Genomic DNA, 21,733 nt, shown 5'->3' with positions numbered 1-21,733 from the left:
CCCGCTCCCCGGGTTCAAGAGGAACGGGGCACCGGGACGGATCGTTCCGCTCACCCGAGCTCGTCGTGCAGCACCACGCCGGCTCGTACGGTCTGGAGGCAGCGCGGCGTCGGGAGCTCCGGGTCCAGGTCGGGCAGCAGGGGCGTGCCCGCGCGCGCCTCGGCGCTCCACGACGACATGCTGCCGGGCGCCGCCTGCACCGTGAGGTGCTCGGCGTCCCAGACCGCCAGGTGCGCGGGCGCACCCACGCGCAGCTGGCCCGCCCCGGTGCCGTCGAGGCCGGCGATCCGCCACCCGCCGCGCGTGTGCGCGTTGAACGCCGCGCGGGCCGACAGACGCTGCTCGGGCTCGGGGTGGAACACCGCGCCGCGGACGCCGGCCCACGGGTCGAGCGCCGTCACGGGGGTGTCGGACCCGAACGCGAGCGGCACGCCCGACGCCGCGAGGTCGGCCAGCGGGCTCAGGTCCGCCGCGCGGGTCGCGCCCAGGCGCTCCGCGTACATGCCGTCCGGGCCGCCCCATGCGGTGACGAAGGCGGGCTGGACGCTCACGCTCAGCCCGAACACGAGCATGGCCGCGAGGGCCTTGGCGTCCACGAGGAGCGCGTGCTCCAGGCGGTGCCGACCCGCGGCGACGGCCTGCTGGCCGTGCACCTCGGCGGCGATCTCGAGGCCCAGGAGGAACTCGTCCATGCCACGGTCACCGATCACGTGGAAGCCGCCCGGCACCCCGGCGGCCGCGACCGCCACCAGGTGGTCGCAGATCTCCTGCGCGCCCAGGAACAGGGTGCCGTTGCCGCGTGCCGGGTCGTCCCGGTACGGCGCCCGCACGGCGGCGGTGCGCGAGCCGAACGAGCCGTCGACGGTCAGGTCCCCGCCGATCCCGGCGAGACCCGGGACGTCGGCCAGGAGGGCGCGCGCGTCGTCGGGCGTCGAGCACAGCTCGGCGCGGTAACCCACGACCAGCGGCAGACCGGACTCCGCGTCGGCCGTCAGCGCGAGGAGCTCGCGCAGGCCGGCACGCGTGTCGGCGGCGGGCGTGCTCATCTCGTGCAGCGCGACGATCCCGCGCCGGGCTGCCTCCTCCAGGACCGCGCGGTAGAGCGCCGTGCGGCGGACCGGCGCGAGGTCGCGGGCCACCTCCCGTGCGCGGTCGTAGGCCTGCTCGCGGACGAGGCCGTCGTCGGACCAGCCGGGGGCGCCGACCGCCCCCGCGCGCTCCGCGAGCGCGGTGCTGACCACGGCCGAGTGCCCGTCGACCCGGCCCGCGTAGACGGGCGCGCTGCCGCAGGCGGCATCGAGCTCGGCCCGGGTGAACGGCCCGGCGTCACCCCAGGCGCTGTCGTCCCAGCCGTGCGCGAGCAGCACCTCGCCCGAGCGCGCGTCGAGGTCGACCGCGGCGTCCCGAAGGCGCGCGAGGGCGTCCGCCGGCGACGCCACCCCGGCGCCGGCGCCGAGGTCGACGCCCACGGCGGCGAGGCCGGTCTCGAGGACGTGCGCGTGGGCGTCGACGAACGCCGGGGTCACGAGGGCGCCGTCGAGCTCGACGACGCGGTCGGCGCGGGCGGCGAAGCCGTCGGCGGTGTCGTTCGCGCCGACCCACGCGACGACGCCGTCGTCGACGAGCACGGCCTCCGCGAAGGGGTCCTGGGGCGAGTGGACGACGCCGCCCCGGTAGAGGATCGAGGTCACCGCCCGACCCTATCCGGACCGGCGCGCCGGGGCGGGACGACCGGTCAGACGGACGAGTACGCGACGACCCCGCGCAGGAGCGCGTGCTGCGCGTCCCGCGCCGTGGTCCGCAGCGCAGAGCTCGGCGCCGCCTGGGCGATCTGGTCCAGCACGTCGACCACCTGCTTGCACCAGCGCACGAAGTCGCCCGCAGCGATCTCCGAACCCTGCAGCACCGCGTCGAGCCGGCGGCCGTTCGCCCAGCGGTGGACGGCCGCGACGAGCCCGAGGTCGAGCCGCTTGGTCGCGTCGATGCGGTGGGCCGCTTCGAGGTCGCCGAGGCGCGACCAGATCCGCGTCGTCGCGTCGAGCGCGCGGGCCAGCCGCCCGTCCGGGCCGCCGGGCACGTACGGCTCGCTCCCGTCGTCGCGGCGGCCGTCGTAGACCACGGCGCAGACGGCCGCAGCGAGGCCCGCGGCGTCGAGGTCGTCCCACGCGTGCCGGCGCAGGCACTCGGCGAGCAGGAGGTCGTTCTCGGCGTACAGGCGGCGCAGCCAGCGGCCGTCCTGCGTCACGCGCAGCTCGCCGGGCGCGCGGTCCTCGTCGGCGGCGAGGTACCCGAGCTCGAGCAGGACGTCGCAGGTCCGGTCGAACACCGCCGCGATCGAGCCGGTCCGCGACTCGATCCGCCGCACGAGGGCCCGGTGCTCGTTCGCCAGACGCTCGTAGCGCTCGCCCCAGCGGGCGTGGTCCTCGCGGTCCGGGCAGCCGTGGCACGGGTGCGCGCGCAGGGCCGCGCGCAGGCGGGCCAGCTCGGCGTCGTCGGCGGCGGTGCTCGCGCGGCCGCGCCTGCCCGCGCCGCGCCGCTCGGCGCCCGGCGGGGTCCGGCCCTCGGCGAGCGCGTTGCGCATCGAGGAGACCACGTCCTTGCGCTGCCGGGCGTTGCGCACGTTGAAGCCCTTGGGGACCCGCACGGTCCCGACCACCGCGATGCCAGCCGGCGCGTCGGCGAGGGTCAGGCGCTTGGCGCGGCCCTCGCTCGTCAGCACCGTCGGGCCGGGTCCGTCGAACCCGCCGCCGCGCCCCCGGTCGACCACGACGACGTAGCCCGCGCGGCGCCCCGAGGGCACCTCGACGACGTCCCCGGGGCGGAGCTTCTCGAACGCCGCCGCGACCTCCGCCCGCCGGCCGGCCGACGCCGAGCGGGACAGCTCCGCCTCGCGCGCCCCGATCCTGCGGCGGATCCCGAGGTACTCGGCGAAGTCGCCGCGGTCGCACGTCATGGCCTTCTCGTAGCCCTGCAGCGCCTCGGCGTGGGCCTGCGCCTGCTTGGCGAGCCCGACGACGCCCCGGTCGGCCTGGAACTGCGCGAACGACGTCTCCAGCACCTCGCGCGCCCGGTCCCGGCCCACCTGCGCGACGAGGTTGACCGACATGTTGTAGGTCGGATGGAAGCTCGAGCGCAGCGGGTACAGGCGCTTGGACGCGAGCCCGGCGAGCGCGACGGGGTCGAGCCCGTGGTGGTCGACGACCACCGCGTGGCCCTCGACGTCGATCCCGCGCCGCCCCGCCCGCCCGGTGAGCTGGGTGTACTCGCCGGGCGTCACGTCGACGTGCTGCGAGCCGTCCCACTTGACGAGCTTCTCGAGCACGACCGAGCGCGCCGGCATGTTGATCCCGAGCGCGAGCGTCTCCGTCGCGAACACCGCCTTGACCAGCCCGCGGCTGAACAGCTCCTCGACGGTCTCCTTGAACAGCGGCAGCATGCCCGCGTGGTGGGCGGCGATCCCCCGGGCGAGCGCCTCGACCCAGGAGTGGTACCCGAGCACCTCGAGGTCCTCGCCCGGGATGGTCGCGGAGCGCTCCTCCACGACGAGCCGGATCTCGGCCTCCTCCTGCGGCGACGTCAGCCGGAGCCCGGCGGCGAGGCACTGCCCGACGGCGTCCTCGCAGCCGGCGCGCGAGAAGATGAAGTAGATCGCGGGCAGCAGCCCGTCCTCGTCGAGGGCGTCGACGACCGCGAAGCGCGGGGCCCCGCGCCGGCCCGCCCCGCCGCGGGCTCCCCCACCTCCGCGGTACCCGCGGTCGCCCGGGCCGCGGCGGCCACGCCCGCGCGGTGGCGCCGTCCCCTCGAGCCCGCGCGCCGACCGGAAGACGGCGAGGAGCTCGGGGTTGATGGGAGGGTTCACGCCGGGATCGGTGGGGTCCACCGAACCGGCGTACAGGTCGAGGAGCCGCGGGCCCGCCGTGGGTCCGCCCCCGGCGCCCCGCCCGGCCAGCACGTGCTGCCACAGCGGCACGGGCCGGTGCTCGGAGACGACGACGGCCGTGTCGCCGCGGACCATCTCCAGCCACTCGCCGAACTCCTCGGCGTTGGAGACGGTCGCCGACAGCGAGACGAGCTGGACGTCGTCGGCGAGGTGGATGATGACCTCCTCCCAGACCGGCCCGCGGAACCGGTCGGCGAGGTAGTGCACCTCGTCCATCACGACGAACGCCAGCCCGTCGAGGGTGCGCGAGCCCGCGTACAGCATGTTGCGGAGCACCTCGGTGGTCATCACCACGACGGGCGCCTCGCCGTTGATCGTCGTGTCGCCCGTGAGCAGCCCGACCTGGCCCACGCCGTACCGGCGCACGAGGTCGTTGTACTTCTGGTTCGACAGCGCCTTGATGGGCGTCGTGTAGAACGCCTTGCGGCCGGACGTCACGGCCAGGTGGACGGCGAACTCCCCCACGACCGTCTTGCCCGCCCCGGTCGGGGCCGCGACGAGCACGCCTCGCCCCTCCTCCAGCGCCTCGCAACCGCGCACCTGGAAGTCGTCGAGCGTGAAGCCGAGGAGCTCGCGGAACTCCTCGAGCTGGTTCCCGCCGCCGCGCGCGCGGCGCCGGGCCTCGCGCTCGCGTGACGCGGCGTACCGCTCCGCCGGGGACAGCATGTCGGGGTCAGCGGCCATGCCGCCAGCCTACGGGGCGGGGGCGACCCCGGGGGTGCCGGCGGGCCTGGCGCGAGGCCCGGGTGGAGCCGTCAGGACGGGCGCGGCGCGAGGACGTGCAGCGCGCCGGGGACGACCCGCACCTCGCGTGGCAGCGGGCCGACCGGCTCGCCGTCGGCGAACGCGGGCGGCGGCGCCACGCCCGCCGTGGTCGGCTCGAGCCGCACCCGGACGACGCGCCGCACGTCCACCACCGGGTGCCCGACATGCCGACCCGTGTACGTCAGCGGGAAGACCCGCAGCGCGCCCTGCCGCGACAGGGGTCCCGCGAGGACCAGGTCGAGCTCGCCGTCGTCGACGCGGGCGTCCGGCGCGATACGGATCCCGCCGCCGATCGCCGGGCCGTTCGCGACCGCGACCAGTGTCCCGGGCGACTCCCAGACGGAGGTGACGGTGGCGCCGTCGTCGGCGCGCGACTCGATCGTGATCCGGTAGCCGAAGGGCCGGAAGCGCGCCAGCTCCCGGAGCGCGGCCAGGGCGTACCGGGAGCGGCCGCGCGGCCGGCGCATCGCGTTGGCCCGCGCGTTCACCGCGGCGTCGAGCCCCGCCGACAGCACGCCGCAGAACCAGCGCGGCTCGCCGGTCCCGTCCGCCGTGACCTGCGCCGCGTCCACGACGCGCGGGCCGGCGTCGAGCGCGTCGAGCAGCACCCGAACCGCGGCGTCGACGTCGCGCACCGGCAGCCCCAGGGCGCCGGCGTAGTCGTTCCCGGACCCGGCGGCGACGATGCCGAGCGGCGTCCCGCCGCCCGCGCACGCGTTCGCCCCCAGGTGCACCATGCCGTCCCCGCCGACGACGACGAGCGCGTCGAGCCCGTCCGCGACGGCGGCGCGGGACCGGGCGAGGGCGTCGTCGAAGGTGGCCCCCGACAGCACCCGCACCTCGTGGCCCCGCTCGCGCAGGCGGGCGAGCGCGCGGACGCCGGCCCGGTCCGCGTGACCTCGGTCGGCCGTGGGGTTCACGACCACGCCGAGGACGCGTGGGCTCACGCGGCGAGCCGCTCGGCGTCGTCGGCCGCGACGCGGCGGTCGTGGAGCGCGCTCACGCCGACGGCGGCGAAGAAGAGCAGGCACATCGGGATCGCGACGATGATCATCGTGATCGCGTCCGGCGTCGGCGTCATGACCGCCGAGAACAGGAAGACGAGGAACACCGCCCACCGCCAGCCCGCGAGCATCGCGCGCGCGCTCATGAGGCCCACGAAGTTCAGCGCCACCAGCACCACCGGAAGGACGCAGGCGATCCCGAACGCGAGGATCAGCCGCATGACGAAGCTCAGGTAGCCCTGGGCGTCGGTGATGTTGCTCGCGCCGTCGGGCACGAAGTCCGTGAGGATCGTCACCGCACGGGGCAGCATGAGCCAGGCCATGAACGCGCCGCCGGCGAACAGCGGCACCGCCGCACCCAGGAAGCCGACCGCGTACCGCCGCTCCTTGCGGGTCAGCCCCGGGGTGATGAACGCCCAGAGCTGGTAGAGCCACCACGGGCTCGTGATGATCACGCCCAGGAACAGCGAGACCTTGATCTGCATGTCGAGGGCGCTCGCGAGCCCCGTGAAGTTGAGGCGCACGTCCTTGCCGGCGGACGCGGCGGCGTCGAGCAGGGGGCGCTGGAGCGCCTCGAACACCGGGGTGTAGCAGACCCACCCGACGACGGCGCCGACCACGAGGCCGAGCGCCGCGAGCACGACGCGCTTGCGCAGCTCGCGCAGGTGCGCGAGCAGCGGCATCCGTCCGTCGGGGTTGGCGCGGCGTGAGCTGCGCGCCACCGTCAGCTCGGGGGCGTCGCGTCGTCCCTCGGGGACGCGACAGGGTCCGTCCTCGGGGTGACGTGCGGCTCACGCTCGTACAGCAGGCCAGGCGCGGGCGCCGGCTGGGGCTGCGCGGGCTGGGCCGGCGCGGTCGGCTGGGCGGTGGCCTGGGCCGACGGCGGCAGCGCCGCGGGCTGGGCGGGCGTCTGCGACGGCGCCGAGTCCTCGGTGAGGTCCTTGACCTCGTTCTTGAAGATCTTCATCGACTGCCCGACGCTCTTCGCGAGGTCGGGGAGACGACGCGCCCCGAACAACAGCAGCACGACGACGAGCAAGACGATGACGTGCCAGGGCTTCACAGCGACACCACTCCCTGATGGATCGACGGCCCGGTGGGCCGGCCGTCGCGGCCTCCTCGCCGGACCGCTGACCCCATCGTAGGGCCTGTGCGACCGGGGTCGGGCCCGGGCCGCGCCGTCCCAGGTCAGCGGCTCAGCGGTTGAACGCGCTCCACCGCTCGTAGGTCGCCCGGTGCGACGCGCGGCGGCGGGCGCGGCGCTCGTCGCGCTCGAGGCGCAGCGTGAGGATCCGCGCGCGGTGCTCCGCAGGATCGTCGAACAGCGTCGGGCGGATCTCCTCCTGCGCCGCCGTCTGGGCGGCAGTGGCGGCGTCGATGCTGCGGGACAGGTCCTCGAACGCGCGCCCCGCGGCGGACAGCTCCCGCAGCAGGCCCCTCCCGGCGCGCCACAGGCGCAGCCCCACGAGCGCGAACGTCGCGACCGCGCCGAGCGCGAGAACCCACCACACGAGCGTCCACCAGGTCATGCCCGCACCTCTCCGTCGCTGTCGCTGTCGTTGCCGCGGGCGCCTCCGGCGTCGCCTGCGTCGCCGTCGAGGTCCGAGCCCTGTCCCAGCCGAGCGTAGGCGCCGAGCGCCGCGCGCGCGGCCTCCGCCACGTCGACGGCGGGCCAGGACGGCTCGACCGAACGGACGTGCCGGGCCTGCTGGAGCAGCAGGTGCCGCAGCCAGACGGGGTCCGCGACGCGCAGCGTCACCTCGAAGGTCCCGTCCTCGCGGTTGCGGACCGACTCGGTGGGCACCTCCTCGGCGACCCACCGGGCCGGCGAGTCGAACACGATCGTCACGAGCTCGGCCGAATCGTCCGGGACGAAGGCGACCCGCTCGAGGGCACCGGCGCGCGGGTCGCCGTGCGACTCGACGGGCACGTCGAGCACCTGGGCCTCGAGGATCCGGTCGAGCCGGAAGGTGCGCTGGTCCTGCGACCGGTAGCACCAGGCGAGCAGGTACGAGTGCTCGTCCTGCGTGACGAGCCGCAGCGGGTCGACGTCGCGCTCGCTCGAGACGTCGGCGGCCGTCACGTAGCGGATCCGGAGCCGGCGGCCCCGCACGAGCGCGTCGCGCACGGTCGCGGCGACGGCCGGGTCGCCCTCGAGGGCGAGCTCCACGTCGACCGCGGCCGCGGCCTCGCCCGTCGCGTCGGTGAGCTTCTCGAGGGCGGAGTCGACGACGGACCGCGCGCCCGGCCCTGCGGTCGCGACCGCGGAGCGCAGCGCGCGCAGCGCCGCGACGAGCGCCACGGCCTCGCGGGTGCCGAGGCGCAGCGGCCGCGTCATCCCCCGGGCCTCGACCAGCCGCACGACGCCGCGCTCGCGCGCGACGGCGTCGAAGTCGAGCAGGTCGTCGGGCCAGTAGCCGGGCGTCCCGGACACCCAGAGCGCGTCGACGTCGTCGAGCACCTGCTGCGGCGAGACGCCGAACCGCCGGGCGAGGTCGTCGACGGTCACCGCGCCCGCGGCGTCGAGGTAGGCGACCATCCCGAGGAGACGCACGAGGCGCTCGTCGGCGCGTTCAGCCACGGTCCACCCCCTGTCCCTGCCCGTTCTCGCGCTCGCCGGCGTCGAGGCCGGCGGCGGTGCGCAGGCGCACGACGACCGCGTCCCGCAGGTCCGGGGGGTCGAGGACCACGACGGCGTCGGCGTACCCCGCGAGCTCGGACGCGAAGCCGGCGAGGCTCGTGAACGGCACCTCCAGCACGTCGCGCCCGTCGGCGGTCACGGGGTCCTCGGCGACGTCGTCGGCCGCTCGCTCGGGCCGCGTTGCGCGGGCGCGCACCGCGCCTGCACGCTCGGGCACGACCGCGAGGCGGGCGAGCCGCTCGCTGCCGCCGCGGCCGGAGAGGAAGGCGTCGACGTCGACCTCGGCGGGCGGCTCGAACGAGCGCGCCGCACCGCTCGCACGCACGCTTCCCTCGATGCGGCTCAGCCGGAACGCGCGGGGCGCGTCCCGGTCGCGGTCGCGGCCGAGCACGTACCAGCCGCCGCGGCGCGCGGCGAGCCGCCACGGCTCCAGCTCGCGCTCGCGCACCTCGCCCGTCGACGCGGCCCGGTAGGTGAACCGCACGGGCCGCCGGTCCTGGATCGCGTCGAGGAGCGGCCCGAACGCGCGCCCGGCGGCGCGGACCCGCGGGGTCAGCCCCGCGACGACGTCCGTCCCCGCGTCCCCGACGCCCGGGTCTCCCCGACCCGCGGCCCGCAGCTTCGTCAGGGCTCGCGCGGTGTCGGTCCGCAGGGTCTTGTCCTGCCAGAACTGTGCGGCGAGCGAGAGCACGCCCAGCTCGGCGGACGTGAGGTCGACCGGCGCCAGCGTGTAGGCGTCGAGGTCGACCCGGTAGCCCACGTCGTCGCTGTGGCCGCCCGCGTCCACGGTGAGCACGGGGATCCCGAGCTCGCGCAGCGTGTCCTTGTCGCGCTCGAACATGCGCTCGAACGCGTCGGGCGACGGCGCGTCGCCGTACCCGGCCACGGAGGTGCGCACCTGCTGCTTGCTCAGCGACGAGGGCGCGTTGACGAGCGCGATCACGAGGTTGAGCAGGCGTTCGGCCGGCGGGATCTGAGAGGGCATCGGCACCACGCTAGCGGGCTGTAGCGTTGCCGTGTGATCACGTGGCGCTCGGGGACGGTGGTGTCGCACGGGCGGAGCTGGCCCGGCGCCCTGGAGCTGACGGTCCGGCTGGTCGCCGATCCCCCCGCCGCCGGTGGTGCCGACCCCCCCGCGGCCGACGTCCGGGCCCTCGCCTACACCGGGCTCGTGGGCTCGCCCGCGCCGGGCTCGCGCGTGCTCCTCAACATCGGGGCGCTGCGCCGGGGCCTCGGGACGGGCGGCTACGCGCTGGTCGTCGCGCCGGCCGACGAGCTCCCCGCCGACCCGCCCCCCGGCCCCGGCCACCTCGTCAAGGCCCGGTACACGCCCCTGCAGACGCTCGTCCTCGGCGTCGACGAGCAGGAGTCCCCGCACCACGACGTCCTGCGCGACGCCGACGACCTCGCCGGGCTGCCCGTCGTCGTCGCCGACCTGCACTCGGCCCTGCCCGCCGTCCTCGCGGGGGCACGCCACGCCGCCGAGGTCGCCGGGCGCCGTCCTCCGCGGGCCGTCTACGTGATGACCGACGGCGGCGCGCTGCCCGCGGCCTTCTCGCGGACCGTCGCCGGGCTGCGCGAGGCCCGCTGGCTGGACGCGAGCGTGACGGTCGGCCAGGCGTTCGGCGGCGACCTCGAGGCCGTGACCGTCCACACCGGCCTGCTGGCCGCGCGCCACGTCGCGGGCGCCGAGCTCGTCGTCGTCGCCCAGGGCCCCGGGAACCTCGGCACGGGCACCCGGTGGGGCTTCTCCGGAGTGGCCGCAGGCGAGGCCGTGAACGCCGCCGCGACGCTCGGCGGCCGGGCCGTGGCCTCGCTGCGGGTCTCCGGGGCCGACGCGCGCGACAGGCACCGCGGCGTCTCGCACCACTCCCTCACGGCGTACGGGCGCGTCGCGCTGGCGCCCGCGGACGTCCCCGTCCCCGTGCCCGACGACGACGTCGCCGCCGCCTGGCCCACCGGCCTGGCGGAGCGCGTGCGTGAGCAGGCGGCGGCGCTCGCGGGCGTCCCGGCGAGGCACCGCCTCGTCGACGTCCCTGCCGACGCGGACCTGCTGGCCGCGCTCGGACGCAGCCCGGTCGGCCTGTCCACCATGGGGCGCGGGCTCGACGCCGACCCCGCGTCGTTCGTCGCCGCGGCCGTCGCCGGGGTCCACGCGGCCACGATCCCCGCGTCGGCCTGAGGCTCGCGCCGCCCCGTGTGACCAAGGTCACGCGCTCCCGGCGGAAAATGCACCCGGTGCATGCGTGCACCGGGTGCAAGAATTGACGCATGTCCCCCGCTGCCGCCGAGCTGGCCGAGCCCGTCGCCCCCGCGCCCGCCGAACCGGGCACGGCGCCGGAGCTCGGCACCCGCGAACGCAAGAAGCGCGCCACACGTCGCGCGCTGATCGCGTCCGCGCAGGCGCTCGTGGCGGAGCACGGCCTCGACGGCGCCACGGTCGAGGACATCTGCGAGCGGGCCGGCGTGGCACGACGCACCTTCTTCAACTACTTCGAGACCAAGGAGGACGCCGCGCTCGGCTGGAGCGAGGACGTCGTCGACCCGGCGGCAGGCGAGCGCTTCGCCGCCGGCGGGCCGACCGGAATTCTCCTGGACGACCTCGTGACACTGGTGGCGAGCGTCCTCGCGGCGCACGACTTCCGTCACGACGAGATGCACCACAAGGGCGAGCTCGTGCGCGGCGAGCCGCGGCTGCTCGCACGTCAGCTGTGGCGCTTCGAGCGGGACATGGCCAGCGCCGCCGAGCTGTTCCGGCGACGGGGCGAGACCGGGCTCGACGACCGGCCGCTCGACGGCGAGGTCGGCGCGTTCCTCGTGATGTCGTTCGTGCGGCTCACCCACCAGCTGTGGGCCGCGAGCGGCGAGGAGGGCGAGCTCGCCGACCACCTGCCCGCCGCCGTCGACCAGCTCCGCGGGATCTTCGCCCCCTGACCGGCCGCCGCCCCCCACAGCGGCCCGAGAACCGCACACCGACCACGGCTCACCCGATGAGCCGACACGTCGCGCCGGGTCCACCCGGTGCGACGCCCCCCAGCCCCCGTTCCCCGACACCCTGGAGTCACGTTGTCCTCCCCGACCGAATCCGCGCCGGCCGCCCAGGCGGCCGCCGGCGGCGCCCCGGAGCCCGCCGGGCCTGTGGTCGTCCTCACCCAGCGCACCATCTGGGTCATCTTCTCCGCGCTCATCGCGGGCATGTTCCTGTCCTCGCTCGACCAGATGATCGTGTCCACGGCGATGCCGACGATCGTCGGCGAGCTGCACGGCGTCGAGCACCAGGCGTGGCTCGCCACGTCCTACCTGCTCGCCATGTCGATCGTCATGCCGCTCTACGGCAAGTTCGGCGACGTCTGGGGCCGCCGGTGGCTGTTCCTCGTCGCGATCGGCGTGTTCACCGTCGCGTCCGCGGGCGCCGGCATGTCCACCTCGTTCGGCGAGCTCGTGTTCTTCCGCGGCCTCCAGGGCGTCGGCGGCGGCGGGCTCGCGATCCTCGCCATGGCGATCATCGCGGACATCGTCCCCGCCAAGGACCGTGGCAAGTACATGGGCCCCATGGGCGGCATCTTCGGCCTCGCGGCCGTCGCCGGCCCGCTGCTCGGCGGCTGGTTCACCGAGGGCCCCGGCTGGCGCTGGTGCTTCTGGATCAACGTCCCGATCGGCATCATCGCGTTCATCGTCGCCTTCAAGGCGCTGCGCCTGCCGTCGCACCACGCGACCAAGCGCGTCGACTGGCTCGGCACCGTCACCATGGCGCTCGCGACCACGGGCATCATCGTCGTCGCCTCCTGGCCCAGCCTGTCCAACACGACCGGCTACGACTGGGGCTCCGCAGGCCTCATGTCGACGCTCATCGCGACGATCGTGCTGGCCCTCGTGTTCGTCCTGGTCGAGCTCCGCGCGGACGACCCGATCCTCCCGCTGCGCCTCTTCAAGAACAGCACGTTCACCCTGACGACGGCGATCGGCTTCGTGATCGGCGCCGGCATGTTCGCGGCGATCCAGTTCCTGCCGACCTACCTGCAGATCGTCAAGGGCGAGGGCGTCACGGCGTCCGGCCTGCTCCTCATCCCGATGATGGTCGGCATGATGGGCGCGGCGATCGTGTCCGGTGCCCTCATCGCCAAGCGCGGCAAGTACCGGATGTACCCGATCGTCGGTCTCGCGATCGCCACGGCCGACCTGGCGTGGCTCACCACGCTCGCGGTGGACACCACGCTGCTCGTGTTCGGCGCGATGATCTTCGTGTTCGGCCTCGGCATCGGCCTGGTGATGCAGAACATCATCCTGGCCGTGCAGAACTCGGTCGACCCGCACGAGATCGGCGTCGCGACCAGCGCGAACTCGTACTTCCGCGAGATCGGCGCCACGCTCGGCATCGCCGTGATCGGCACGCTCTTCACGTCCCGCCTGACCGACCGGCTCAACGACGTGTTCACGCAGGCCGGCGGTGCTCCCGCGGGCGGCGGTGCCTCGTCCCTGACGCCCGACGTCGTCAAGCAGCTCCCCGAGCCCGTCCACTCGGGCGTGCTCAACGCCTACGTGGACGCGCTCGCGCCGACGTTCTGGTACCTCGTGCCGATCGGCGTCCTGGCGCTCGTGATGGCGTTCTTCCTCCCGCAGCTCAAGCTGTCGGAGCACGCCGGCATGGTCGCGCGCGGCGAGGCCGTCGCGGCGCCGCCGAAGGGCGGGCACGGCGAGCCCGAGCTGGTCGAGGGCGGGGCCCCGGCCGCACCCGAGACGGTCAGCGTGGGCGTGACGCCCGACGGCTCGGCCGACGACGCGCCGAGCGGCCCGTCCGCTCCCCCGCGGCAGGCCGACTGACGGCAGCCGGCTCCCGGGCCGGGTGAACGAAGGGCCGGGGTGGTCATCGGACCGCCCCGGCCCTTTCGTGTGCGCGATTGTGGTCGGGTCCGCACCCGTGGTCGGGTCCGCGGGCGGGTGCGGGCACCACCCGCCCCGCCGACCATGCGAACACGCACATGCTCGACGCCGAGAAGGGGTCTGCGCGCATGGTCGGCGCCGCGAAGATCACCGACCGCATGCTCGGCACGGTGACGGGTCACCCCCGCGCCGAGGTCGAGGGTTGTCGTCGAGACCGAGGGGTTGTGGCTTCCGTTCGGCGAGAAACCTCGTACTCGACGCACGTGCCGCCGTCGCGGGGTTGGCGGGAAGCCAGCCGCCTGTGGAGGCGAGACGACGGCGAAGGGCGGGGCGGGAGGGGTGCGCGCGGTCGTGGGGGGACTGGCGGGAGGCCGCGAGGGACGAGCAGCCGGATGGAAGACCGCGCGCACCCCTCCCGCCCCGGCCGCCCCAGCACGAACCGCTCGCCCCAGCCACGGACGCGTCACCACAGGCGCGCGTGCTCAGACCGTCGGCGCCGCGTCCTCCACGTCGGACAGGTCCACCGGGACCTCGCGCTTGGCCTCGGGCTCCACGACGCCGTCGGCACCGACCGTGGCGTCGTCGGGCACGGTCCCGGGCCCTCCGTCCGTGGGGGGCCGGAGCCGGGCGGGGCCGACCACGGAGACGTCGGCCCCGAACGTCCAGTCGCCCTCGACGGTCAGGGACTCGGCGAGCACGAGCGACGGGACCCCGTGCGGGAACCGCGCGTCGAAGTCGGCGACGGTCTTGAAGTGCTCAGGGTCGAGCGTGATGTCCGGCTCGGGGACGGTCGCGCGGACCGTGCCGTCGTCGCCGAGGGCGTACACGTCGGAGCGCAGCCGCAGCAGGTCGTCGGTCGTCTTGACCGGGAGGAACCGCTCGCGGCCCACCTCGATCACCACGGCGTCCTCGAACAGCTCGATCGCGGCGCCCATGGCCGTCTCGATCTGCACGACGCGCGGCGAGGAGGCGTCGGCCGGGTCCACGTTCTTCTCGTTGCGGATGAGCGGCAGGGGCAGCACGCCGTCGTGCTGGGCGAGGAGGTCGGCGAGCCGGTCGAGGTCGAGCCAGAGGTTGTTGGTGTTGAAGAAGGCGTGGCGCTCGATGTCGGACGCCGCGTCCTTGTCCTCGTCGGCCACCTGCGACGTCTCGCGCAGCACGATCCGGTGGTCGTCCGCGCGCACGACGAGGTGGCCGCCCTTGCGGTCGGCGGGGGTACGCCGCGCCACCTCGGCGGCGAAGCCCGCGCCGGTCGACGCGAACCAGCCCGCCATGGCGGCCGAGGGGGCGGAGCCGAGGTTGTCGGCGTTCGAGACCGCCGCATAGCGGAAGCCCGCGGCGCGCAGCGCGTCCAGGACCCCGGACGTCTGGAGGGCGGTGTACAGGTCGCCGTGCCCCGGCGGGCACCACTCGAGCTCGGGGTCGTCCGGCCACTCGACGGGCGTGAGGTCGTCGGCGCGCAGCTTGGGCTCGCGGTTCTGGAGAAAGTCCTGGGGCACGCCGTCGACGGGGAGCCCGGGGTAGCGCCCGAGCGCGGCGAGGGTGTCGTCCCGGGTCCGGAAGCTGTTCATGAGGACGAGCGGGAGCCGTGCGCCCGACTCTTCCCGCGCGGCGAGGACCTGCCGCGCGATCACGTCGAGGAACGTCAGGTCGCCGCGGACCGGCAGGAGCGACTTGGCGCGGTCCATGCCCATCGAGGTGCCGAGGCCCCCGTTGAGCTTGACGAGCGCGGTGAGGGCCAGCGCCCCGCGGGCGGCGTCGTCGTCGACGTCGAGGTCGGCGGCGCGGCCGACGTCAGCCAGCGGCTCGACGTCGGACTCGGGCAGGATGCCCGTGGCTCCCTCCTCGAGCAGGTGGTAGCCGTGCTCGAAGACCTTGATCGCGACGTCGGGAACTCCCGCGTCACGCATCTTGTCCCGGGCGAGGTCGAGGCCTTGAGGTCCGTCCATGGGACCGATCGTAGGGGCCCGAACCTCGGCAGGGCGCGGTGGGCGTCGCTACGGTAGGAGCGTGACCAGCACGCCAGCGCTCCCGTCCGCCGAATCCTTCGCTGCCGAGTTCCGCGACCAGCTGCTCCACGAGCAGGGCGTGAGCCTCCGCACGGCGACCCCCACCGACCTCTACACGGCGCTCGGCCGCACCGTGCGCCGCCACCTCGTCGACGGGTGGTTCGACACGCTGTCGACCCAGCTCGACCGGCGCTCCAAGGTGGTCGCCTACCTGTCCGCCGAGTACCTGCTCGGCCGGCAGCTCGAGAACGCCCTGCTCGCGACCGGCCTGACCGACGTCGCGCGCGACGCGCTCGCGTCGCTGGGCGTCTCGTTCGACGACGTCGTGGACCAGGAGGTCGAGCCGGGGCTCGGCAACGGCGGCCTGGGCCGCCTCGCCGCGTGCTTCGTCGACTCCCTGGCGACCCTCGACATCCCGGCCGTCGGGTACGGCATCCGGTACGAGTACGGCATCTTCCGGCAGACGTTCGTCGACGGGCGCCAGGTCGAGCAGGCGGACGACTGGCTGGCGCTCGGGTCGCCGTGGGAGCTGCCGCACCCCGAGATGGCCGTGACGGTCGGGTTCGGGGGGACCGTCGAGGGTGACCACGGCACGGGGGGCCCGCGCCGATGGGTCCCGGGCTGGACGGTCGAGGCCGTCCCGTACAACTACCTCGTGCCGGGCTACGGCACGCGCAACGTCAACACCCTGCGCCTGTGGAGCGCGCGGGCGACCAAGGCGTTCAACCTGCAGACCTTCAACGCGGGCGACTACGAGGCCGCGGTGCGCGGCCAGACGTACGCCGAGAACATCTCGAAGGTCCTCTACCCGGAGGACTCGACGCCGCAGGGCAAGGAGCTGCGCCTCCAGCAGCAGTACTTCTTCGTGGCCGCGTCCCTGCGTGACCTCCTCGACCGGACCCTCGACGACCAGGACTGGGACGCGATCCCCGACCGCGTCGCGTTCCAGCTCAACGACACCCACCCCGTGATCGCCATCCCGGAGCTGATGCGCCTGCTCGTCGACGACCACGGCGTCGCCTGGGACCGCGCGTGGGACATCACCCGCCGCACCTTCAACTACACGTGCCACACGCTCCTGCCGGAGGCGCTGGAGATCTGGTCCGTGGAGCTCCTCGGGCGCCTGCTCCCCCGCCACCTCGAGATCATCTACCGGATCAACGAGGAGTTCCTGGACGTGCTGCGCGGCCAGGGCGCGAGCGAGCTCCAGGTGCGCCGCATGTCGATCATCCAGGAGAGCCCCGAGCGCGCCGTCCGGATGGCGTTCCTCGCCACCGTCGGCTCGAGCCACGTGAACGGCGTCGCCGAGCTGCACAGCCAGCTCCTGCGCGACGTCGTCCTGCACGACTTCTCGCAGCTGTGGCCCGAGCGGTTCACCAACGTCACGAACGGGGTGACGCCGCGCCGGTTCCTGCGCCTGGCCAACCCCGGGCTCTCGTCGCTGCTCGACGACGCGGTCGGGACCGGGTGGGTCCGGGACCTCGACCTGCTCCGCGGGCTCGAGCCGCTCGCCGACGACCCGTCGTTCCGCGAGCGCTTCCGCGCCGTCAAGGCCGCGAACAAGCAGCGCCTGGTCGAGCTGCTCCAGTCGCGCGACGGCATCACGGTCAGCCCGGACGCGATGTTCGACGTCATGATCAAACGGCTCCACGAGTACAAGCGGCAGATGCTCAAGGTGCTGCACGTCGTCACGCTCTACGACCGGGTGCTGCGCGGCGAGCTGCGCGCCGAGGACATCACCCCGCGCGTCGTCGTGTTCGGCGCGAAGGCGGCCCCGGGCTACAAGATGGCGAAGGAGATCATCGCGCTCATCAACGCGGTGGGCACCGTCGTCGACGCGGCGCCCGAGCTCCAGGGCCGCCTGCGCGTTGCCTTCCCCGCCAACTACAACGTGACCCTCGCCGAGAAGCTCATCCCCGCCGCCGACCTGTCCGAGCAGATCTCGCTGGCCGGCAAGGAGGCGTCCGGGACGGGGAACATGAAGCTCGCGCTCAACGGCGCGCTCACGATCGGCACGCTCGACGGCGCGAACGTCGAGATCCGGGACCTCGTCGGCGACGACAACTTCTTCCTGTTCGGCCTCACCGAGCCGGAGGCGCAGGCCGTCCAGGACGCGGGCTACGACCCGGGCTCGTACTACGAGGCGGACGCCGACCTGCGGGGGGCGATCGAGCTCATCGCGTCGGGGGCGTTCTCGGGCGGCGACCGGGCCGTCTTCGAGCCGATCGTGTCGGACTTGCTCTGGAAGGACCGGTTCCTCGTCCTCGCCGACTACCGCGCCTACGTCGACGCGCAGGCGCGCGTCGAGGCCGCGTACGCCGACCCGGACGCGTGGTCCAGGTCCGCGATCCTCAACGTCGCCAGGACGGGGTTCTTCAGCTCGGACCGGTCGATCCGCGACTACCTCGACCGCGTCTGGCGCGCCGACGCGGTGCCCGCAGAGCCGCGCGTCGGCTGAACGCCCGGCCCCGGCGCAGGGCACCGGCCCGCCGTAGCGTGGAGGTATGGACTGGGCCACCTGGTTCGGCACGGACGGGTACGACGTCGCGCGCGAGGTCCTGCTGCGGGGCTTCGCCGCGCTGACGATCGTCGCGCTCGCGTCCGCCCTCGCCCAGTTCCCGGCGCTGCTGGGGCAGCACGGGCTCGAGCCCGTGCCCCGGTTCCTCGCGAGGACGTCGTGGCGCAGCGCACCGTCCGTCTTCCGGTGGCGGTACTCCGACCGCCTCTTCCGCGCGTACGCGTGGGTGGGGGTGGCGCTCGCGGCGAGCGTCGTCGTCGGGCTGGCGCAGGCGGGGCCGTGGTGGGTCGTGACGGTCGTGTTCCTGCTGCTGTGGGCGCTGTACCTGTCGATCGTGAACGTCGGGCAGACGTTCTACGCCTTCGGCTGGGAGTCGCTGCTGTGCGAGGCCCTGTTCCTCCTCGCGTTCCTCGGCTCGACACGGGTCGCGGTCCCCGTCGTGGTCCTGGGGCTGAGCCGCTGGCTGCTGTTCCGGCTCGAGTTCGGCGCGGGGCTCATCAAGCTGCGGGGCGACCGGGCGTGGCGGGATCTGACGGCGATGTACTACCACCAGGAGACCCAGCCGATGCCGGGGCCGCTGTCCTGGTGGGCGCACCACCTGCCCGCGTGGTGGCACCGGGTCGAGGTGGTCGGCAACCACGTCGCCCAGCTCGGTGCGCCCGTCCTGCTCGTCGCTCCGCAGCCCGTCGCGTCCGTCGCGGCCGGGGTGATGGTCGTGACCCAGCTCTGGCTCGTGGCGACCGGCAACTTCTCCTGGCTCAACTGGGCGGCGATCGTGCTCGCCCTCGGCGTCGTGAGCGACGGCGTGTGGGCGCGGGTCCTCCCCTGGGTCGCCGCCGACGACGTCGCCGTGGGCTCGCGCCCGCCCGACGACGTCCCGGTCGCCTTCGCGGTGGTGGTCGGTCTGGCGGCGGTCCTGCTCCTCGTCAAGAGCTGGCGACCGCTGACCAACCTGTTCTCGAGCCACCAGCTCATGAACGCGAGCTTCGACCGGTACCGGCTCGTCAACGCCTACGGCGCGTTCGGTTCCGTGACGAAGGACCGGTTTGAGGTCGTCGTCGAGGGGACGCGCGACACCGGCCCGGGCGAGAACGAGTCGGTGCGCGAGCCCCGCTGGGTCGCCTACGAGTTCCGCGGCAAGCCCGGCGACGTGCGCAGGCGGCCGCCGCAGGTGGCGCCCTACCACCTGCGGCTGGACTGGCTCATGTGGTTCCTCGCGCTGCGGGGCTACCGCGACCCGTGGGGCAGCTCGTGGTTCGACGTCCTGCTTCTCCGCCTCCTCGAGGCCGACCGGCCGACCCTGGCGCTGCTGCGCCGCGACCCCTTCCGGGGCGAGCGCCCCGCCGCCGTCCGGGCCGTGCTCTACCGGTACCGGTACACGACACGCGAGGAACGTCGTCGGACGGGGGCGTTCTGGGCGCGCGAGGAGCAGACCCTCTTCGAGCCCCCGCTCACGCTCGCCGAGGCGCGCCACGCGGTGGGCTGACGGTGCGGCGCTCAGGAGAGCCAGCGCCGCGCGGCCTCGACGCTGTCGCCACCGCTCGTGTTGAATGCGAGGGCGGCCTCGGGCGCGTGCTCCCGGACGAGGTTGACGACCAGCTCGAAGAGCGTCAGCAGGGGCTCCGCCTTGCGGATGCCGCCGCCCACGACGACGACGTCCCACGGCCGGGACGCCAGCGCGTCCACGAAGGTGGGAACGGTCGACGGGTCCGCCGTGACGAGCACCATCGACCCCTCGATACCCTCCCCTGCGAAGCGCTCGAGCTCGGCGTCGAGAGCGGACCGCATCGCAGGTCCGTCGATCCCGGGGACGGCTTCGGGGTCGTACCCGACGACGAGAACGCGTGGCATACGTCCAGGCTACGGTCCACCGCGCACCCCGGTACCCGACGTGCGAACGCCTCCCCGTCGCGCGACGGTGGAGGCGGCGGCACGAACGCCGTGCCGCCCGCGAAGGAGGCGTCACGATGGCATCCGAGTCGAGCCCGCGCTACACCGTCCCCGGCATGTCCCTGGAGGACGGCGAGAAGGTCGCGGCGATCCTCCAGGAACGCCTGCACTCGCTCAACGACCTCGCCCTCACGCTCAAGCACGTGCACTGGAACGTCGTGGGCCCGCACTTCATCGCGGTCCACGAGATGATCGACCCCCAGGTCGACGCCGTCCGGCTCATGGTCGACGCGATCGCCGAACGGATCGCCACGCTCGGCGTCGCCCCGAAGGGCACACCCGGGGCGCTGGTCGCGGAGCGCACCTGGGAGGATTACTCGCTCGGCCGGGCCACCGCGATCGCGCACCTCGGCGCGCTCGACGAGGTCTACCAGGGCGTGGTCGCCGGGCACCGGCAGGCGGCGACCGACACCGAGGGCGTCGACGACGTGACGAACGACCTGCTCATCGGCCACCTGCACTCGCTCGAGCAGTTCCACTGGTTCGTCCGGGCGCACCTGGAGAACGCCGGCGGGGATCTCTCGACCGAGGGCAGGCGCACCGAGCGGTCCGCGGCCGGAGCGGCCGAGTCCGGGGCGCGCGGTGAGCCCTGAGCCCGCGCGCCGGCGAGCGGCGACGGCACGGCGGCGTCGACCCCGTCGCGGTCGCAGGTGGTGACGACCGCGTCAATTGACAGTGTTTGTCAACCGACGCACTCGGCCCGGCGGCCGACCGCATCGTTGACGCCATGGCAACCACCACGAAGATCCAGGCGCACGCTCTCGTCCGTGCCACCGGAGGCCCCCGCTACGTCGTCGCCCTGGCTGTGGACGCGCTCGGCACCGGCTTGCTGCGTCCCTTTCTTCTGCTCTACGGGGTGGCGGTGCTGAAGCTGTCCGTGTCGGCGACCGGCATCGCCATGACGGCCGGCAGCGTCGTGGCTCTGGTGTGCATGCCTGCGGTGGGGCGATGGCTGGACCGGGGCGCACGCAGCACGGTGGTGGCGGCGTCGATGCTGGTTCGGGTGCTGGGAGTGGCGCTGCTGCTGGCCACCCCGCCGGGGCACCCGTGGCCGTTCGCGGCGGCAGCACTCTTCCTGGGCATCGGCAACCAGGCATGGCCGGCTGCCCATGCGGCGCTCGTCGCCACGGTCGCCCACGGTCGCGAACGCGACGCCGCGCTCGCAGGGGGCCGTGCGCTGCGCAACGCTGGCCTGGGCGCCGGTGGACTCCTCGCCGCCGCATGCCTGGCGGGCGGCGCCACCGCGCTGCAGGCGCTGGCAGCCGTCACCGGCCTCGCCTACCTCGCCGCGGCGGCCTTGGCATGGTCGGTCCATCTGCACGCGTATCCGGCCGCTGCCGCGGCCGAAGACCGGGACGACGCGCCCGCACCCCGGATGCGCGCGCTGCTGGCTGCCAACGTGATCTACGTCTTCTGCCTCAACATCCCGGAGGTCGCGCTTCCCCTGGTCCTGGTGACCCAGCTGCACGCATCCCCGGTGTGGTCGGCAGCCATCTTCGTGGCGAACACGGTGCTGGTGGTCACCCTGCAGGTTCCGGTCACCGTCTTCATGTCCCGCTTCTCCCGGCGGACGGTGCTGGCGCTCTCCGGCGTGGTCCTCGCCGCGTCCTACCTCGGCTTCCTCGCCGCCACGTCACTGGGACACGGCTGGGGTGCACCGGCCGTCGCCGCGGTGTCCGTGGTCTGCACCATCGGCGAGATCATCTACGCCGGCAGCGCCACCGCGCTCGTCGCCGCCCTCGCCCCGGCTCATGTCCTGGGGCGCGCCCTCACCCGCTTCCAGCTCTCCACGGGCATCGGCCTCGCCGTCTCCCCCGCGATCGTCACCGCGCTCGCCGCACGCGGCTCGGCCGCGCTCTGGTGCAGCCTCGCTGCCGCGACCCTCCTTTCCGCCTCCGCCGTCGCCACCGAGAAGGGTCAGGGAATGCGGCCCGGCGATCTGCGCAGCGAGGTGCGAGTCGGCGCGTGAGCCCGGTGATCGACATGGGAGACGTTCGAAGGAGAGGCGAACGCCCTCAGGCTCCT

Annotated in this window: 17 protein-coding genes; 7 read left to right on the top strand and 10 right to left on the bottom strand. The window is 74.4% G+C overall.

Annotated elements, in window-relative coordinates; translation table 11 throughout:
• Positions 1-50 precede the first annotated feature (50 nt).
• From ACLQ14_RS05405 to ACLQ14_RS05370, 8 genes are all read right to left on the bottom strand, one after another.
• On the bottom strand, positions 51-1,691 hold the full coding sequence (locus ACLQ14_RS05405) for an amidohydrolase (protein WP_425810680.1): 1,641 nt from the start codon (positions 1,689-1,691) through the stop codon (positions 51-53).
• A 44-nt stretch (positions 1,692-1,735) separates the two neighbouring features.
• Positions 1,736-4,624 carry a DEAD/DEAH box helicase gene (locus ACLQ14_RS05400; protein WP_425810678.1) on the bottom strand — a complete coding sequence of 963 codons (2,889 nt, stop codon included), beginning with the start codon at positions 4,622-4,624 and terminating at the stop codon, positions 1,736-1,738.
• A 71-nt stretch (positions 4,625-4,695) separates the two neighbouring features.
• Positions 4,696-5,652: a diacylglycerol/lipid kinase family protein gene (locus ACLQ14_RS05395; protein WP_425810676.1), complete on the bottom strand. Its 957-nt coding sequence runs from the start codon at positions 5,650-5,652 to the stop codon at positions 4,696-4,698.
• Entirely contained in the window at positions 5,649-6,392 is a 744-nt protein-coding gene (tatC, locus tag ACLQ14_RS05390) for a twin-arginine translocase subunit TatC (protein ID WP_425811635.1), read from the bottom strand. The genes ACLQ14_RS05395 and tatC overlap by 4 nt, the downstream gene beginning before the upstream one ends.
• 41 nt (positions 6,393-6,433) lie before the next feature.
• A complete protein-coding gene (gene tatA / locus ACLQ14_RS05385) occupies positions 6,434-6,772 on the bottom strand; it encodes a Sec-independent protein translocase subunit TatA (RefSeq protein ID WP_425810674.1) in 339 nt (112 codons plus the stop codon).
• A gap of 133 nt (positions 6,773-6,905) precedes the next feature.
• Positions 6,906-7,238, bottom strand: a complete 333-nt coding sequence (locus tag ACLQ14_RS05380; RefSeq protein WP_425810672.1) for a hypothetical protein — start codon at positions 7,236-7,238, stop codon at positions 6,906-6,908.
• A complete protein-coding gene (locus ACLQ14_RS05375) occupies positions 7,235-8,290 on the bottom strand; it encodes a helix-turn-helix transcriptional regulator (RefSeq protein WP_425810670.1) in 1,056 nt (351 codons plus the stop codon). Before ACLQ14_RS05375 ends, ACLQ14_RS05380 begins: the two co-directional genes overlap by 4 nt.
• Positions 8,283-9,335 carry a helix-turn-helix transcriptional regulator gene (locus ACLQ14_RS05370; RefSeq protein WP_425810667.1) on the bottom strand — a complete coding sequence of 351 codons (1,053 nt, stop codon included), beginning with the start codon at positions 9,333-9,335 and terminating at the stop codon, positions 8,283-8,285. Before ACLQ14_RS05370 ends, ACLQ14_RS05375 begins: the two co-directional genes overlap by 8 nt.
• A 33-nt stretch (positions 9,336-9,368) precedes the next feature.
• Between ACLQ14_RS05370 and ACLQ14_RS05365 the strand changes: the two genes are divergently transcribed.
• From ACLQ14_RS05365 to ACLQ14_RS05355, 3 genes are all read left to right on the top strand, one after another.
• The gene (locus ACLQ14_RS05365; RefSeq protein WP_425810665.1) at positions 9,369-10,532 is read left to right on the top strand and encodes a DUF3866 family protein; all 1,164 of its coding nucleotides are present in this window, start codon (positions 9,369-9,371) and stop codon (positions 10,530-10,532) included.
• A gap of 89 nt (positions 10,533-10,621) precedes the next feature.
• Entirely contained in the window at positions 10,622-11,284 is a 663-nt protein-coding gene (locus tag ACLQ14_RS05360) for a TetR/AcrR family transcriptional regulator (RefSeq protein WP_425810663.1), read from the top strand.
• Positions 11,285-11,416: 132 nt separating this feature from the next.
• On the top strand, positions 11,417-13,171 hold the full coding sequence (locus tag ACLQ14_RS05355; protein WP_425810661.1) for an MDR family MFS transporter: 1,755 nt from the start codon (positions 11,417-11,419) through the stop codon (positions 13,169-13,171).
• A 542-nt stretch (positions 13,172-13,713) separates the two neighbouring features.
• On the opposite strand, the gene ACLQ14_RS05350 is transcribed toward ACLQ14_RS05355, so the two are convergent.
• Positions 13,714-15,180, bottom strand: coding sequence for a UTP--glucose-1-phosphate uridylyltransferase (locus tag ACLQ14_RS05350; RefSeq protein WP_425810658.1), 1,467 nt, complete (start codon positions 15,178-15,180; stop codon positions 13,714-13,716).
• 61 nt (positions 15,181-15,241) lie between these two features.
• Here ACLQ14_RS05350 and ACLQ14_RS05345 point away from each other — a divergent pair, with 61 nt between their 5' ends.
• Both ACLQ14_RS05345 and ACLQ14_RS05340 read left to right on the top strand, forming a co-directional pair.
• Positions 15,242-17,698 carry a glycogen/starch/alpha-glucan phosphorylase gene (locus tag ACLQ14_RS05345; RefSeq protein WP_425810656.1) on the top strand — a complete coding sequence of 819 codons (2,457 nt, stop codon included), beginning with the start codon at positions 15,242-15,244 and terminating at the stop codon, positions 17,696-17,698.
• A gap of 46 nt (positions 17,699-17,744) precedes the next feature.
• The gene (locus ACLQ14_RS05340; protein ID WP_425810654.1) at positions 17,745-19,244 is read left to right on the top strand and encodes a lipase maturation factor family protein; all 1,500 of its coding nucleotides are present in this window, start codon (positions 17,745-17,747) and stop codon (positions 19,242-19,244) included.
• 11 nt (positions 19,245-19,255) lie between these two features.
• Here ACLQ14_RS05340 and ACLQ14_RS05335 read toward each other — a convergent pair whose 3' ends face one another.
• The gene (locus ACLQ14_RS05335) at positions 19,256-19,609 is read right to left on the bottom strand and encodes a hypothetical protein (RefSeq protein WP_425810652.1); all 354 of its coding nucleotides are present in this window, start codon (positions 19,607-19,609) and stop codon (positions 19,256-19,258) included.
• Between the two features lie 116 nt (positions 19,610-19,725).
• On the opposite strand from ACLQ14_RS05335, the gene ACLQ14_RS05330 reads away from it, so the two are divergent.
• Entirely contained in the window at positions 19,726-20,301 is a 576-nt protein-coding gene (locus ACLQ14_RS05330; RefSeq protein ID WP_425810650.1) for a Dps family protein, read from the top strand.
• 134 nt (positions 20,302-20,435) lie between these two features.
• A complete protein-coding gene (locus ACLQ14_RS05325; protein WP_425810648.1) occupies positions 20,436-21,677 on the top strand; it encodes an MFS transporter in 1,242 nt (413 codons plus the stop codon).
• Positions 21,678-21,733 lie beyond the last annotated feature (56 nt).

Origin of the sequence: Luteimicrobium sp. DT211 (assembly GCF_049844995.1) — a bacterium.
Taxonomy (GTDB): Bacteria; Actinomycetota; Actinomycetes; order Actinomycetales; family Cellulomonadaceae; genus Luteimicrobium.
The sequence above is the reverse complement of the archived record's forward strand: the minus strand, read 5'-3'. Positions and strand labels throughout refer to the sequence as shown.

Bases quoted from the DNA above. Each gene is read 5' to 3' on its own strand.
- ACLQ14_RS05360 (WP_425810663.1), top strand. From the start codon at position 10,622: ATGTCCCCCGCTGCCGCCGAGCTGGCCGAGCCCGTCGCCCCCGCGCCC.
- ACLQ14_RS05330 (WP_425810650.1), top strand. From the start codon at position 19,726: ATGGCATCCGAGTCGAGCCCGCGCTACACCGTCCCCGGCATGTCCCTG.
- ACLQ14_RS05340 (WP_425810654.1), top strand. From the start codon at position 17,745: ATGGACTGGGCCACCTGGTTCGGCACGGACGGGTACGACGTCGCGCGC.
- tatC (WP_425811635.1), bottom strand. From the start codon at position 6,392: ATGCCGCTGCTCGCGCACCTGCGCGAGCTGCGCAAGCGCGTCGTGCTC.
- ACLQ14_RS05370 (WP_425810667.1), bottom strand. From the start codon at position 9,335: ATGCCCTCTCAGATCCCGCCGGCCGAACGCCTGCTCAACCTCGTGATC.
- ACLQ14_RS05325 (WP_425810648.1), top strand. From the start codon at position 20,436: ATGGCAACCACCACGAAGATCCAGGCGCACGCTCTCGTCCGTGCCACC.
- ACLQ14_RS05400 (WP_425810678.1), bottom strand. From the start codon at position 4,624: ATGGCCGCTGACCCCGACATGCTGTCCCCGGCGGAGCGGTACGCCGCG.
- ACLQ14_RS05335 (WP_425810652.1), bottom strand. From the start codon at position 19,609: ATGCCACGCGTTCTCGTCGTCGGGTACGACCCCGAAGCCGTCCCCGGG.
- ACLQ14_RS05350 (WP_425810658.1), bottom strand. From the start codon at position 15,180: ATGGACGGACCTCAAGGCCTCGACCTCGCCCGGGACAAGATGCGTGAC.
- ACLQ14_RS05380 (WP_425810672.1), bottom strand. From the start codon at position 7,238: ATGACCTGGTGGACGCTCGTGTGGTGGGTTCTCGCGCTCGGCGCGGTC.